Origin of the sequence: Pseudogemmobacter humi (assembly GCF_900609055.1) — a bacterium.
Taxonomy (GTDB): Bacteria; Pseudomonadota; Alphaproteobacteria; order Rhodobacterales; family Rhodobacteraceae; genus Pseudogemmobacter; species Pseudogemmobacter humi.
The window spans coordinates 44,577-58,603 of sequence record NZ_UXAW01000086.1 but is presented as its reverse complement, the minus strand read 5'-3'; the positions used below and the strand labels follow the sequence as shown (position 1 = coordinate 58,603).

At 68.0% G+C, this 14,027-nt stretch carries 11 protein-coding genes; 6 read left to right on the top strand and 5 right to left on the bottom strand.

Annotated elements, in window-relative coordinates; genetic code table 11:
* Positions 1-5 precede the first annotated feature (5 nt).
* A complete protein-coding gene (locus XINFAN_RS15230) occupies positions 6-2,777 on the bottom strand; it encodes a bifunctional [glutamine synthetase] adenylyltransferase/[glutamine synthetase]-adenylyl-L-tyrosine phosphorylase (RefSeq protein ID WP_124087723.1) in 2,772 nt (923 codons plus the stop codon).
* A gap of 210 nt (positions 2,778-2,987) precedes the next feature.
* Between XINFAN_RS15230 and XINFAN_RS15225 the strand changes: the two genes are divergently transcribed.
* The 5 genes from XINFAN_RS15225 to XINFAN_RS15205 all read left to right on the top strand — a co-directional run bounded on the left by XINFAN_RS15225 (position 2,988) and on the right by XINFAN_RS15205 (position 8,343).
* Positions 2,988-3,452, top strand: coding sequence for a DUF2852 domain-containing protein (locus tag XINFAN_RS15225; protein WP_124087722.1), 465 nt, complete (start codon positions 2,988-2,990; stop codon positions 3,450-3,452).
* A 300-nt stretch (positions 3,453-3,752) separates the two neighbouring features.
* Complete coding sequence (locus XINFAN_RS15220) at positions 3,753-4,616, top strand: arginyltransferase (RefSeq protein WP_124087721.1); 864 nt, start codon at positions 3,753-3,755, stop codon at positions 4,614-4,616.
* Between the two features lie 349 nt (positions 4,617-4,965).
* On the top strand, positions 4,966-6,708 hold the full coding sequence (locus XINFAN_RS15215; protein ID WP_124087720.1) for an acetolactate synthase 3 large subunit: 1,743 nt from the start codon (positions 4,966-4,968) through the stop codon (positions 6,706-6,708).
* Between the two features lie 77 nt (positions 6,709-6,785).
* Entirely contained in the window at positions 6,786-7,346 is a 561-nt protein-coding gene (gene ilvN, locus XINFAN_RS15210) for an acetolactate synthase small subunit (protein WP_124087719.1), read from the top strand.
* A gap of 19 nt (positions 7,347-7,365) precedes the next feature.
* A complete protein-coding gene (locus tag XINFAN_RS15205) occupies positions 7,366-8,343 on the top strand; it encodes a DUF1835 domain-containing protein (RefSeq protein WP_124087718.1) in 978 nt (325 codons plus the stop codon).
* On the opposite strand, the gene XINFAN_RS15200 is transcribed toward XINFAN_RS15205, so the two are convergent.
* From XINFAN_RS15200 to XINFAN_RS15190, 3 genes are all read right to left on the bottom strand, one after another.
* Entirely contained in the window at positions 8,330-9,106 is a 777-nt protein-coding gene (locus XINFAN_RS15200) for an enoyl-CoA hydratase-related protein (protein WP_124087717.1), read from the bottom strand. The genes XINFAN_RS15205 and XINFAN_RS15200 overlap by 14 nt on opposite strands.
* Before the next feature lie 64 nt (positions 9,107-9,170).
* Positions 9,171-9,617 carry a cytochrome c-type biogenesis protein gene (locus XINFAN_RS15195; protein WP_124087716.1) on the bottom strand — a complete coding sequence of 149 codons (447 nt, stop codon included), beginning with the start codon at positions 9,615-9,617 and terminating at the stop codon, positions 9,171-9,173.
* The gene (locus XINFAN_RS15190; RefSeq protein ID WP_124087715.1) at positions 9,614-11,734 is read right to left on the bottom strand and encodes a heme lyase CcmF/NrfE family subunit; all 2,121 of its coding nucleotides are present in this window, start codon (positions 11,732-11,734) and stop codon (positions 9,614-9,616) included. The genes XINFAN_RS15195 and XINFAN_RS15190 overlap by 4 nt, the downstream gene beginning before the upstream one ends.
* A gap of 165 nt (positions 11,735-11,899) precedes the next feature.
* Between XINFAN_RS15190 and rocF the strand changes: the two genes are divergently transcribed.
* Positions 11,900-12,823: an arginase gene (rocF, locus tag XINFAN_RS15185; RefSeq protein WP_124087714.1), complete on the top strand. Its 924-nt coding sequence runs from the start codon at positions 11,900-11,902 to the stop codon at positions 12,821-12,823.
* 157 nt (positions 12,824-12,980) lie between these two features.
* Here the strand turns inward: rocF and XINFAN_RS15180 are convergent, their stop codons facing one another.
* Positions 12,981-14,018, bottom strand: a complete 1,038-nt coding sequence (locus XINFAN_RS15180; protein WP_124087713.1) for a lysine-2,3-aminomutase-like protein — start codon at positions 14,016-14,018, stop codon at positions 12,981-12,983.
* Positions 14,019-14,027: the final 9 nt, after the last annotated feature.

The following is a 14,027-nucleotide window of genomic DNA, read 5'->3' as shown; positions in this document are numbered from 1 at the left end:
TTCGCTCAGGCAGAGTGCCGCGCCGTGACATCCGCCGCAAGCGCCACCACCGACCGAAGACGGTCCAGAAGCGCCGTCTCGTCGCTTTCTCCGGTCTGACGCAGGAGGAACGCGCGGCCGCCCTCGCCCAGGGCCTCGGGTTGCAGCGGCTGATCGCTCAGGAGCCGCGCGGCGCAATGCAGCGACCACAGGAAGCGCCAGGCCCGCGCAAGGGCTTCCTGATCGGCGGCGGGCAGCAGATCCTTCGCCCCCGCAAGCTGGCGTTCGACCTGGCGGGCGGGGCTGGCCGCGATCAGCGCCAGCATCTCGGCGATCAGCTCGATATCCATCAGCCGGCCGGGGCCGTTCTTCGTCTCCCATTCGCCGCGGGCGGGTTTGGCCTCGAACAGCCGGGCGCGCATCTCCGCCACATCGGCGCGGACCTTTTCCCCCTGCCCCTTCACCGCGATCACCGCGCGGCGGGTGGTCTCGACCTCGGCCCCGAGCGTGGGATCCCCGGCCACCACCCGCGCGCGGGTCAGCGCCAGATGCTCCCAGGTCCAGGCCTCGGTCTCCTGATAGTCGCGCCAGGAGGCGAGCGACGTCGCCACCGGCCCCTGGCGGCCCGAGGGGCGCAGCCGCACATCCACCTCGTAGAGCCGCCCGCCCGCGGTCTGCGCGGACAGCGCGGTGACCATGGCCTGGGTCAGCCGCGCGTAATAGCTGCGGGTCGGCAGCGGGCGGCGGCCCTCGGACTGCTCGACGCCGTTCGCGTCGTAGATCAGGATCAGATCGAGGTCCGAACGCGCGTTCAGCCGCCCTGCCCCAAGGCTGCCCATCGCCAGAAGCACCGCGCCGCGGCCCGGAGGTGCCCCATGTTTCGCGCTGAAATCCGCCAGCACCACCGGCCAGAGCGCGGCCACCACCGCCTCGGCCAGATCGGCATATTGCTTGCCGGCCTCGAACGAATCGATCAGCCCGCGCAGGTGATGCACACCCACCCGGAAATGCCATTCCTTCATCCAGCGCCGCGCCTCGTCGAGACTGCGCTCGTAATCGCTCTGCCCGGCCAGATGCTGCGCCAGATCGGCCGTCAGACCCCGCACGCCGGGCCAGGGTTCAAAAAAGCTGCCGCCGATCACCGCATCCAGCACCCGGGCGTTGCGCGAGAGATAAAGCGCCAGCTCCGGCGCGGTGCCGGCGATATCGACGATCAGATCGACCAGCGAGGGATTGGCCTCGAACAAGGCGAAAAGCTGCACCCCGGCGGGAAGCCCCGCGAGGAAGCCGTCGAAGGCCACCAGCGCCTCGTCGGGGCTAGCCGCGCGCGACAGCCGCGCGAGCAGTTGCGGGCGCAACCGGCGGAAGATCGCCCGCGCGCGGTCCGAGCGCAGGCAGGGATAGCTTTTCCAGCCCTCGACGATCCCCGCGGCATGGTCGGAGAGTTCCGTCTCTTCGGCGCCGGTATCGGAGGGCGCGAAGAAGCCCTCGGTCAACTGATCGGTGCGGGTCAGCCGCGCGAGCAGCCCCTCGCGGAATGTCGCCTCATCCTCGCCCATGAAGGCGGCGATCCGGGCTACGCCCCCGGGCGTTGCGGGCAGGGTCTGGGTCTGGGCATCGCCCACCATCTGCAAGCGGTGCTCCAGCTCGCGATGCGCGCGGTAGAGCGTGGTGAGTTCCGCCGCGGTCCCGGCCGGGATCCAGCCTTTCGCGGCCAGAGCGGAAAGCCCGCCGACCGTCGTCGCATCGCGCAGATCAGGATCGCGGCCGCCTGCGATAAGCTGGCGGGTCTGGGTGAAGAATTCGATCTCACGGATGCCGCCCTGGCCCAGCTTGATATTGTGGTTTTCCACCGCCAGCGGCCCGTTCAGCCCGCGGTGGTCGCGGATCCGCAGACGCATGTCATGCGCATCCTGGATCGCCGCATAGTCGAGATGGCGGCGCCAGACGAAAGGGGTGAGCGATTTCAGGAACTTCTCGCCCGCCGCCAGATCGCCGCCGCAGGGCCGCGCCTTGATATAGGCGGCGCGCTCCCAGGTGCGGCCCTCGGCCTCGTAATAGCTGTAGGCGGCGGCCATCGACAGGCACACGGGCGTGACGCTGGCGTCGGGGCGCAGCCGCAGATCGGTGCGGAAGACATAGCCGTCGCCGGTCACGTCCGAGATGAGCGCGGTCATCTTGCGGGTGACGCGGATGAAGGCGGCGCGGGCGTCCTGCCAGTCCTCGCCGTAGCGGTCCTGATCGAAGAGGCAGATCAGGTCGATGTCCGAGGAATAATTGAGCTCTCCCGCGCCCATTTTCCCCATGGCCAGAACCACCATCCCGGCGGCGGTTTCGGCGTCGGATGGGGTGGCGCCGGGCAGCTTGCCGCGGCGGATTTCCTCGGCCACCAGCCATTTCACGCAAAGATCCACCGCCAGATCGGCAAGGCCCGTCAATGCGCCGGTGACTTCCTCCAGCGACCACACGCCCCCCAGATCGCAAAGCGCGGTCAAAAGCGCCGCGCGGCGTTTGGCCTGGCGCAAAGCCGTGCCGAGCGTGTCCAGCCCGGCCTCGCGCGGCTCGGCCAGCAGGGAGGCCAGCGCGCCCTCGGGCGGCGCCGAAAGCGCCGCGCAGAGCCAGTCGGCCTCGCGCTGCATCAGCCCCTTGAGATAGGGCGAGCAGCCCGCGGTGGCAGCGATCAACGCGCGGATTTCGGGCGCGAGACCCGGAAAGCCGGCGGCGGCATCCGCCCCCGCCTCGGGGTCGAAAGCGCGGGGAATACGGGTCAGACGGGCGGAAAAAGCGGCCTGGTTCATGCGCGCACCATGATGCGCGTCCAGGGCGCGGTCAACGGCCAGAACGGGGCCAGGCGGCGGCGGATGCGCAAAAAACCGGCGCCCCGTCCGGCCCCCGGAAAGACGGCATGTAAAAAGAATTCACATACCCCCTTGAAACAGGGCTTCGACTGCCTCATCTTGCGATATGTAAACATGCTTCACATCATCCGGCAGGGGAGATTTCCTGGAATGAACAGCACCGCCGATTTCCACACCCGCCCGCATCGCGGCGGCGCGATACGTTCCGCGCTTCGCCGGGCCGATGCCTGGCTCGACGCCCGTGGCACATGGGCCTGGATCGCCGCGATGGTCGCGGGATTCGTGATCTTCGCTCCACTCGGCCTTGTGATCCTGGCCTGGATGATCTGGGGGAAACAGATGTTCGGAAAAACCTGCCGCCACCGCGGCCACAGCTTCGGCCACGGCATGCACCGCCACACCGGCAATGCGGCCTTCGACAGCTACAAGGCCGACACCCTGCGCCGGCTGGAAGAGGAACAGGACGCTTTCGAGAGCTTCCTGCGCCGGCTGCGCGACGCCCGCGACAAACAGGAGTTCGACCATTTCATGGAAGAACGCGCCCGTGACGTGGCCACCGCCCCCACCGGCGACGAGACCCCGGCCGGAGACGAGCCCCGCCGCGGCGAACACTGATCCCTGCCCCCGATCCCTTCACGTGACACCTTCACGCCCCGGCCCCGCCGGGGCGTTTTCGTTGCAGCTTTGCGCGCGCTTTACGCCCTGCTCACGGCGGGAACCCCCGGTTTCGTCAGGATCCGGCGCGAAATCCGGGCAACTGCCCGGGTTGCAACTCGCCTCTTGGCGGAAGGCGGTTGCCTTGTTAGGCTCCCGCGCGGAAACCCCGACGACCCGTCCGGCAACATGACCCGGACGAGCAGCCAGACGAAAGCAGACCCCGCCCCGAAGATCCCGTCCCTCAGCGCCCACGGACCGATGCGCCATACTCTGCCTATCGCACCGCAATTCTATGTGACGGCTCCGCAGCCCTGCCCCTATCTGGAGGGGCGGATGGAGCGCAAGCTGTTCACCGCGCTTCAGGGCGATCACGCGCAGAAGCTGAACGACGCCTTGTCGAAACAGGGCTTCCGACGCAGCCAGAACGTGCTTTACCGCCCCTCCTGCGCGGAATGTTCGGCCTGCCTCTCGGCCCGGATCCGGGTGGCGGATTTCGCGCCCTCGCGCACGCAGCGCCGGATCCTGAAGAAGAACGAGGATCTGGTGCGCAACGCCACCAGCCCCTGGGCGACCGAGGACCAGTTCCACCTGTTCCGCCGCTATCTCGATCACCGCCACGCCGATGGCGGCATGGCCGACATGGATATTTTCGAATTCGCCGCGATGATCGAGGAGACGCCGATCCGCTCGCGGGTGATCGAATACAGCCGGCCCTGCGGCACGGCCCCGCCCCCGGACCCGCGGCGGCGCGACGAGGCGGACCGCATCCTGACCGCAGTCTGTCTGACCGACGTATTCGACGACGGTCTGTCGATGGTCTATTCCTTCTACGATCCGGATCTGACGGCGCGCTCGCTGGGCAGCCATATCATCCTCGATCATATCGCCATCGCCCGCGAGGCCGGGCTGCCCTATGTCTACCTGGGCTACTGGGTGCCCGGCAGCCGCAAGATGGGCTACAAGGCCGGGTTCGATGCGCTGGAAATCTACAAGGGCGGCCAGTGGGTGCCGATCGGCGATCCCGCCGGACACAGCGCCGAGCTGCATCCGCTCTCGGTCGATCCGATCGCCGAACAGGTCGCCCGCATCAGCCTGCCCGAGGCCCGCGTCCCCCGCGACTGAGCCCGCAACCGGGCCCGGGCAGCGGGGCCGGTTTGCGGAATCCTTCCCATCCCAGGCCCCTTCCGAAAGAAAGTTACGATTTTCGCCACCCCTGCGACACTTTTCATACCGATTTGCGGTTGACGCCCCCCGGGCGCTTGCCTAATTTCCGGCCTGACCGCGCGGGAAGCCGATTTCACGCGCCGGGAACGCCATGAGGAAGATGATGGAATTGCTTCTTGTAGTCGTCGGGGAAAGGCGCATGGGCCGGTAACGGCAGCCCTACAGAAACCCCATGCGCCCCCGAAGTGATCCTCGGGGGCTTTTTGTTTTTGACTGCGGGCCGCATCGGGCGGCGAGAGGACGGAAGATGAAGACGATAACCGGCGCGAAGATGGTGGTTCAGGCCCTGAAGGATCAGGGGGTCGAGGTGGTGTTCGGCTACCCCGGCGGCGCCGTCCTTCCGATCTATGACGAGATTTTCCAGCAAAACGACATCCGCCACATCCTCGTGCGCCACGAACAGGGCGCGATCCATATGGCCGAGGGCTATGCCCGCTCGACCGGCAAGGTGGGCGTGGCGCTGGTGACCTCGGGCCCGGGGGCGACCAATGCGGTGACGGGTCTGGTCGACGCGCTGATGGATTCGATCCCGATCGTGGTTCTGTCGGGCCAGGTGCCGACCTTCATGATCGGGACCGACGGCTTCCAGGAGGCCGATACCGTCGGCATCACCCGGCCCTGCACCAAGATGAACTGGCTGGTGAAAGAGACCGAGAAACTGTCGGAAACCATCCACCAGGCCTTCCATGTCGCCCGGTCCGGCCGCCCCGGCCCGGTGCTGATCGACATTCCCAAGGATGTGCAATTCGCCACCGGCAGCTATACCGCGCCGGAAAAGGCGAAAGTCTCGCATTACCAGCCGAAGGTGAAGGGCGACACCGAAGCGGTAACGCGCCTCGTCGAGATGATGGAGACCGCCGAGCGGCCGGTGTTCTACACCGGCGGCGGCGTGATCAACTCGGGCAAGGCGGCAAGCCAGCTTCTGCGCGAATTCGTCGATGCGACCGGATTCCCCATCACCTCGACCCTGATGGGCCTGGGCGCCTATCCGGCGAGCGGGAAGAGCTGGCTCGGCATGCTGGGGATGCACGGGCTTTACGAGGCCAATCTGGCGATGCACGACTGCGATCTGATGATCAACATCGGCGCGCGGTTCGACGACCGGATCACCGGGCGGGTGGCGGATTTCTCGCCGCGCTCGAAGAAGGTGCATGTCGATATCGACCCCTCTTCGATCAACAAGGTGATCCGGGTCGATCTGCCGATTATTGGCGACGTCGGCCATGTGCTGGAGGATGCGCTGAAGATCTGGAAGGCGCGCGGGCGCAAGGTCAACAAGGAAGCCCTGGCGAAATGGTGGGCGCAGATCGACGCCTGGAGGAAAGTCGATTGTCTGGCCTATCAGCCCTCCGCCGCGACGATCAAACCGCAATATGCCCTGCAACGGCTGGAAGCGCTGACGAAGGGGATAGACCGCTACATCACCACCGAGGTGGGCCAGCATCAGATGTGGGCGGCGCAGTTCCTGCATTTCGACGAGCCGAACCGCTGGATGACCTCGGGCGGCCTCGGCACGATGGGCTACGGTCTGCCGGCCTCTGTCGGGGTGCAGATCGCCCATCCGCAGGCGCTGGTGATCAACGTGGCCGGAGAGGCGTCCTGGCTGATGAACATGCAGGAAATGGGCACCGCGATGCAGTTCCGCGCGCCGGTGAAGCAGTTCATCCTCAACAACGAGCGCCTCGGCATGGTGCGCCAGTGGCAGGAGCTCCTGCATGGCGAGCGTTACTCGCATTCCTGGAGCGAGAGTCTGCCCGATTTCGTGAAACTGGCCGAGGCTTTCGGCTGCAAGGGGCTGCGAGTCACCGATCCGAAGGATCTGGACGATGCGATCCTTGAGATGATCCGCTACGACGGGCCGGTGATCTTCGACTGCCTCGTGGAAAAGCACGAGAACTGCTTCCCGATGATCCCGAGCGGCAAGCCGCATAACGAGATGCTCTTGTCGGCCGATGCCGAGGCGTTCCGTTCGGGCGCGGTTTTGGTTTGAGGCGGCGGACCGGGGGTTTCACACCCCCGGACCCCCGTGGGATATTTTCAGACAGAAAATGAGAAAGGGAGAGGCGCATGTCCGCCCTCAACATCAAACGCGGCTCGTCGAGCCATTCCGCCTATGATCTGCGCGACAGCCATGCCCAGGCCGAGGAAAGCCATACGCTGGCGGTGATCGTCGAGAACGAGCCGGGGGTTCTGGCGCGCGTGATCGGGCTCTTCTCGGGGCGCGGCTACAATATCGACAGCCTGACCGTCGCCGAGGTGGACCATACCGGCCACCGCTCGCGCATCACCATCGTGACGCGCGGCACGCCCGCGGTGATCGACCAGATCGAGGCGCAGCTTTCGCGCATGGTGCCGGTGCATGCGGTCCATGATCTGACCGCCGAAGGGCCGAGCGTGCAGCGCGAACTGGCGCTGCTGAAGGTGGTCGGCAAGGGCGAGGCGCGGATCGAGGCCCTGCGGCTGTGCGAGATCTTCCGCGCCAGGGTGGTGGATTCGACGCTGGAAAGCTTCGTCTTCGAGATGACCGGCACGCCGGACAAGATCGACGCCTTTGCGGAGCTGTTGCGCCCGCTCGGGCTGAAGGAGATCGCCCGCACCGGGGTGGCGGCTTTGTCGCGGGGGGCGTGAGGGCAACCGGGAGTGCAGGATGGGACGCAGGCTCGTCGTCACTCCCGACCCGCATTCGAGGCGTGCCATCCGCCGGATCCTCGGGAAAGGCGGAGGCGTCAGGGTCTGTGGTTTCGCAGAAGATCTCACCATCGGACCGTTGCCGCAGACGCGGGATTCCCGCGAGTTGCGGCGGGCGCGGCTGCGGTATTGGCGGCAAATGATCCCGGATGCGGCGGCCCGGCCGCTCTGGCCACCGCTCTCCGGTGCGGAGCGCGTCGAAATCTGGACCGGCGGCGCGGCGCGCGAGCAGCTTTTTCTGATCGGCCTGGTTGATGCCGCCCTGTCGCAGGGCGTTGCCCCGGATCGCATCGCCATCCGGCAGTTTCCCGCGCCATCACCCCGGGATGCGCTGGCATTGATGAACCTGGAGGCGCTGCGCAGCCTGCGGCCCGATCCTCTGCCCTGTTCGCCCGAAATCGCCGGAGCGCTGCGGCATCTGTGGCGCACGGTGACGGCGCCGGATCCGGGGCTTCTGGCGGCGGCATGTCGGCAAGGTGCGTCGGTTCCCGGCCTGCCCTGGCTGGATCGTGGCTTGCAGGCCATCCTTGAGGCTTATCCCGACCTGGCGAGCGGGCTGGATCTCGCGGACCGGCTCTTGTTGCAGGAAGTGGCGGCCGGGCGCAGCGAGGCGGCGCGGATCGTCGGCCATGTCATGGGCGCGGGGCTCGCGCGCGGGCGGCTATTCGCCGATCTGCCGCTGTTCCACCGCCTGCGGCAGATGGCTGATCCCCGGCTGCCCGCGCCGGCCCTGACGCTGCGCGAAGATCCCGGGCCGGTCCAGGGCGGCGAATACCATCTGACCGCGGCGGGGGCGGATTACCTTGCGGGCAGGCGCAATGCCGTCGGGGCGAACGGCATCGATCGCTGGGCGGGCGGCGTTCATCTGAACAGCCGGAGCGGCGGCGTCTGGTTCCGCTCGGGCGATGATCTGATCCGCCGCCTCACGCCCCCCTGAACCGGGGCACGCGTTTTTCCAGAAACGCCGCGACGCCTTCGCGGAAGTCTTCCGAGCGGCCGCACTCGCCCTGGAGCCGGGCTTCCAGTGCCAGCGCGCCATCGAGGTCGAGATCGAAACTCGCCCGCATCGCCTGTTTCAGCGCGCGGTAGGCGAGTGTGGGGCCGCTCGCCAGATGCGCGGCGCGGGCCGCCACGGTAGCGGCGAATTCGGCGTCTGGGACGGCCTCCCAGATCATCCCCCAGGCCTCGGCCTGGCGGGCGGTGATCTTGTCCGCGAAGAGCGCGGCGCCCATGGCGCGGGCGAGGCCGATCTGACGCGGCAGCCAGTGGGTGCCGCCCGCGTCGGGGATCAGCCCGATGCGGGTGAAGGCCTGGATGAAGGCGGCGCTTTCCGCCGCGATCACCACATCACAGGCCAGAGCCAGATTTGCCCCCGCCCCGGCCGCAGCGCCGTTGACGGCGGCGATCACCGGCACCGGGGCCTCGGTGATCGCGCGCAGGAGGGGGACGTATTCGGCGTTCAGGATGGTCTCGAAATCCACAGCGGCGATGTCTTTCGCGTCCTGGAGATCCTGGCCCGAGCAGAAGGCGCGGCCCGCCCCGGTCAGCACGATGCAGCGCGCCTGCACCGCCGCCCGGGTCAGCGCGTCGAGCAGGTCCGCCCGCATCTGCGCCGAAAGCGCGTTCATCACCCCGGGGCGGTTCAGGGTAAGCGTCGCCACCCCTTCCGCCAGATCGAAGCCGATCGTCTCGTAATCCATGCCATCCCCCGTCTTTGCCGCGAGACTGGCGGGGGCAAAGCCGGGGCGCAAGCCGGACGCCGCGTCAGTCCTTCAGCAACTCGCGCAGCCGGGCTTCGTCTTCGGCCGAGAGCCGGTCCTCGGGCGCGGCGCTGCGGCGGCGCAGGGCGAGGAACACGCCGCCCCCCGCGACGACCAGCATCGCCGGGCCGGCCAGCCAGAGCACCCAGTTCCACCCGGTGGCGCGCGGGTTGAACAGCACGAATTCGCCGTAACGATCCACCACGAAGTCGATCACTTCCTGGTTGGTGTCGCCCGCGACCAGCCGTTCGCGGATGATCAGCCGCAGATCGCGGCTGATCTGCGCGTTGGAATCGTCGATGCTCTCGCCCTGGCAGACCGGGCAGCGGATCTCGCGCGAGATCATCCGGGCGCGGGCCTCCAGCCCGGGATCCGCGAGCATCTCATCGGGCTGCACCGCCAGCGCAGGGGTGGCGAGGATCAGCGACAGGCAAAGGGCCAGCGCTCTCATTCCGCGGGCACTCCGCGCGCGGGGGCCGCTTTGCGCGCGCCCGCCGCGATGCGGTAGCGCCGGTCCGAGAGGCTGATCAGGCCACCGAAGGCCATCATCAGACAGCCCGCCCAGAGCCAGTTGGCGAAAGGCTCGATATAGGCGCGCACCGCCCAGCCCCCGCCCTCCTGCGGATCGCCGATCACCAGGTAGAGGTCGCGCAAAGCGCCGTAGTCGATGGCGGCCTCGGTCGTGGGCATGGCCTGGACCGGATAGACCCGTTTTTCGGGGTAGAGCGTGACGACATGGGCGCCGCCGCGCGTGACCACCATTTCGGCCATGGTCGAGAAATAGTTCGGCCCTCGTTCCTCGCGCACCTCGGCAAGCTGCACCCGGTAGGGGCCGAGGTCGAAGAACTCGCCGCGGTCGACCACAGTGATCACCTCGGTCTTCCAGGCCAGCATGGCGGCGACGGCGAAGATCACCACGCCGACGCCGGCATGGGCCACCGCCTTGCCCCAGTCGGCGCGCGGCAGACGCATGAGGCGACCGAGCCGGTCGGCGCCGCGCCCGGTGCGCGACCACAGGTCGGTCAGCGCGCCGAACACCACCCAGGATCCGATCAGCACCCCCATCGGCCCGAGCGCCGAACGCCCGGTCTGAATGGCGAACAGGAAGCCCACAACGCCGATCGCCAGCACGATCAGCGGCAGATGGCTGCGCAGCCGCGCCGGGAACCGCCGCCAGGCCAGCGCCAGAACCGCGCCCGCGGGCAGCAGTACCGCCAGCGCCGCCATGCCCTGGCCCTGCACGACGGCGACAGAAAGCACCGCTGCCGCCAGCGCCGCCAGCGCGGCGGGCGCAAGCTGCGCGCTCACCCGACCCGGATCGCCCCGCTTCCACGCAAGCATCGCGCCCAGGGGCAGGATCACCGCCAGCGCCACGAAGAACGGCGTGAAGGCGGCGTTGAAGAAGGGCTCGCCCACCGACATCACCCGGCCCAGAAGCAGTTCCGCAAACAGCGGCCAGAGCGTGCCGACGAAGACCACGAAGGCCGCGACCGCAAGCAGGATGTTGTTCGCCACCAGCGCGCTTTCGCGGCTGACCAGACCGAAGACCCCACGCGCCTCCATGGCGCTGGCGCGGAAGGCGTAGAGAAGCAGCCCGCCGCCGGTGAAGAACGCCAGGATCGCCAGGATAAACACCCCGCGCTCGGGGTCGTTGGCGAAACTGTGAACGCTGGTGATCACGCCCGAACGCACGATGAAAGTGCCGATCAGCGAGAAACCGAAGGCGAGGATGGCCAGCAGGATCGTCCAGCTTTTCAGCGATTCGCGTTTCTCGACCACGATGGCGGAATGCAAAAGCGCTGCCGACAGGAGCCAGGGCATGAAACTGGCGTTCTCGACCGGATCCCAGAACCAGAACCCGCCCCAGCCCAGCTCGTAATAGGCCCACCAGGATCCCAGAGCGATGCCGATGGTCAGAAAGACCCAGGCGGCCAGCGTCCAGGGCCGCACCCACCTCGCCCAGGCGGCGTCGATCCGGCCCTCGATCAAGGCGGCGATGGCGAAGCTGAACGACATCGAAAGCCCGACATAGCCGAGGTAGAGGAAGGGCGGATGGAAGGCGAGGCCGGGGTCCTGCAACAGCGGATTGAGGTCGCGCCCGTCCATCGGCGGCACTGCCATACGCAGGAACGGGTTCGAGGTGAACAGCAGAAACGCAAGGAAAGCCACGCCGATCAACCCCTGAACCGCGATCACCCGCGCGCGAAGCCGCTCGGGCAGACCAGCGCCGAACCAGGCCGCCGAGGCTCCGAACAGCGCGAGGATCAGCGCCCACAGCAAGAGCGAGCCCTCATGGTTCCCCCAGGTGCCCGAGATCTTGTAGAGCATCGGCTTCAGCGTATGGGAATTGCCCACCACCAGCGCCACCGAGAAATCCGAGGTGACGAAAGCCCAGGTCAGCGCCCCGAAGGCGAAGGCGACCAGCGCGAACTGCGCCACCGCCGCGGGTGCCGCCACCGCCATCAGCACGGCATTGCCCCTTTGCGCCCCCCAGAGCGGCAGAACCGCCTGCACCACCGCCATCATCAACGCAAGGATCAGGGCGAAATGCCCCAGCTCGATTATCATCTGGCTCTCTCCATACCGCCCGCCAGTTTAACCCCGCGCCGCGCCCGAATCCAATGGGTTCCACACATCCGACCTGCGGGCTGCGCGCATCCGCCGCGGAAATTCGCGGCTCTGGCCGCGCGGACGGCGGGGCGCTAGTCTCGGCCTCTGTGGGAAGGAGAGACCATGACCCGTATCATTCTCATCGGCGCCCCCGTCGATTCCGGCCAGCGCCGGGCCGGCTGCCTGATGGGGCCTGCCGCCTACCGGGTGGCCGGGCTCGCGCGCGAGATCGCCTCCGAAGCGCATGAGGTCACCGACGCCGGCGATCTGGCGCCGGGGCCCCTGCCCGGGGTCAGCTGCGCCAATCCGGCGGTGGACCGGCTGCCCGAGACCGTGGCCTGGACGCAGACGATCAGCGCCGCGGTGGAAGAGGCGCTGACCGCAGGCGGCTTTCCCATCGTGATGGGCGGCGATCACTCGCTGGCGCTCGGATCGGCCGCGGGGGCCGCGCGCCACGCCCTGCGTGCCGGACGGCCGCTGTTCCTGCTCTGGCTCGACGCGCATTCCGATTTCCACACGCCGCTGACCACCACTTCGGGCAACCTGCACGGCACACCCCTGGCCTATATCAACGGCCGCGACGGGTTCGACGCCTTCCCGCCCTTCCCCGCGCCGGTCCCGGCCGAGCGGATCTGCATGTTCGGCATCCGCTCGGTCGATCCCGGCGAACAGGCGGCGATGCAGGAACGCGACATCGCGATCAACGACATGCGGGTGATAGACGAGCGCGGCATCGTGGCACCCTTGCGCGAATTTCTCGACAGGGTGCGGGCCGGGAACGGCCTGTTGCACGTCAGCCTCGACGTGGATTTCCTCGACCCGTCTATCGCGCCCGCGGTCGGCACCACGGTTCCCGGCGGCGCCACCTTCCGCGAGGCGCATCTGGTGATGGAGTTGCTGCACGAATCCGGCCTTGTGAGCTCGCTGGACCTCGTGGAGCTGAACCCCTTCCTCGACGACCGGGGCATGACCGCGCGGCTGATGGTGGATCTGGTCGGCAGCCTGATGGGGAAGAAAGTCTTCGACCGGCCGACGCGGGCGAAATGACCCCCGCCACACCCTGCGGCCAGCCGCCGGGGGCTGTCTGCCCCCGGACCCCCGAGGATATTTTCAGACAGAAAATAAGTGTAATCGGCTTTCCCTATTTTCTGTCCTTAAATATCCCACGGGGGTCCGGGGGTGTGAAACCCCCGGCGGGTGCCTCTCAGAGATCCCGGTAGGAATGGCGCCGGCCCTGCGGGTCGGTGACGATCCAGCCGCCGTCCGGCTGCGGCTCCAGATACTCCGGGCCGATCGGCACCTTGCCATGGCCGCCGGGGATGTCGAGGATATAGGCTGGCAGCGCCGTGCCCGAGATCCGGCCGCGCAGGGCTGCCACGATCTTCTGACCCTCGCTGATCGGCAGACGGAAATGCGCGGTGCCTTTGGCAAGGTCCGGGTGGTGCAGATAATATGGCTTCACCCGGTTGCGGATCAGGGCGCGGAACAGCGCCTCCAGCGTATCGGGATCGGCGTTGACGCCTTTCAGCAGCACCGTCTGCGACAGCAGCGGCACCCCGGCGCGGGTCAGGCGCCGGAAGGCGGCCTCGGCCTCGGGGGTGATCTCTCCCGGGTGATTGGTGTGGACCACGACCCAGACCGCCGGGCGGATGTCGAGGGCCGCGACCAGAGCGGCTGTGATCTTCCCGGGCGCCACCACCGGGATCCGGGTATGGAAGCGGATCACCTGGACAGAAGGAATTGCCGCCAGCCGGTCGAGCATATCCTTCAGCCGCCGCACCGAGAGCACCATCGGATCGCCGCCGGTCAGGATCACCTCGTGGATCTGCGGATGGGCGCGCAGATAGTCCAGCACTTTCGCGAATTCCGCCTCGGCCAGGGCGCCCGCCTCTCCCACCGCCTCGCGCCGGAAGCAGAAGCGGCAATAGACCTCGCAGGTCTGGGTCGCGTGCAGGATCACCCGGTCGGGGTAACGATGCGTCAGCCCCTGCACCGGGCGATGCGCGTCATCACCGATCGGATCGGCGAGTTCCTCGGGCAGCACCCCGAGCTCAGCCGCCTGCGGCACGAACTGCGCCCGCACGCCTTCCGCCGGCAGCGCCGCCATCTCCGGGCTGATGCGGATACGGAAGGCCCCGGCCACCGCATCCAGCATCGCGCGGTCCCCGGACGCGGCCAGACCCTCGCGGATCAGGTCGCCGGACCCGGTCAGGGCGCGTGCGGGGCGTTCGATGCGGCTCATCCCCGCGCC

What these genes read in the sequence shown, in the direction of transcription:
- XINFAN_RS15230 (WP_124087723.1), bottom strand. Translation starts at nt 2,777, where the DNA reads ATGAACCAGGCCGCTTTTTCCGCCCGTCTGACCCGTATTCCCCGCGCT.
- XINFAN_RS15225 (WP_124087722.1), top strand. Translation starts at nt 2,988, where the DNA reads ATGAACAGCACCGCCGATTTCCACACCCGCCCGCATCGCGGCGGCGCG.
- XINFAN_RS15220 (WP_124087721.1), top strand. Translation starts at nt 3,753, where the DNA reads ATGCGCCATACTCTGCCTATCGCACCGCAATTCTATGTGACGGCTCCG.
- XINFAN_RS15215 (WP_124087720.1), top strand. Translation starts at nt 4,966, where the DNA reads ATGAAGACGATAACCGGCGCGAAGATGGTGGTTCAGGCCCTGAAGGAT.
- ilvN (WP_124087719.1), top strand. Translation starts at nt 6,786, where the DNA reads ATGTCCGCCCTCAACATCAAACGCGGCTCGTCGAGCCATTCCGCCTAT.
- XINFAN_RS15205 (WP_124087718.1), top strand. Translation starts at nt 7,366, where the DNA reads ATGGGACGCAGGCTCGTCGTCACTCCCGACCCGCATTCGAGGCGTGCC.
- XINFAN_RS15200 (WP_124087717.1), bottom strand. Translation starts at nt 9,106, where the DNA reads ATGGATTACGAGACGATCGGCTTCGATCTGGCGGAAGGGGTGGCGACG.
- XINFAN_RS15195 (WP_124087716.1), bottom strand. Translation starts at nt 9,617, where the DNA reads ATGAGAGCGCTGGCCCTTTGCCTGTCGCTGATCCTCGCCACCCCTGCG.
- XINFAN_RS15190 (WP_124087715.1), bottom strand. Translation starts at nt 11,734, where the DNA reads ATGATAATCGAGCTGGGGCATTTCGCCCTGATCCTTGCGTTGATGATG.
- rocF (WP_124087714.1), top strand. Translation starts at nt 11,900, where the DNA reads ATGACCCGTATCATTCTCATCGGCGCCCCCGTCGATTCCGGCCAGCGC.
- XINFAN_RS15180 (WP_124087713.1), bottom strand. Translation starts at nt 14,018, where the DNA reads ATGAGCCGCATCGAACGCCCCGCACGCGCCCTGACCGGGTCCGGCGAC.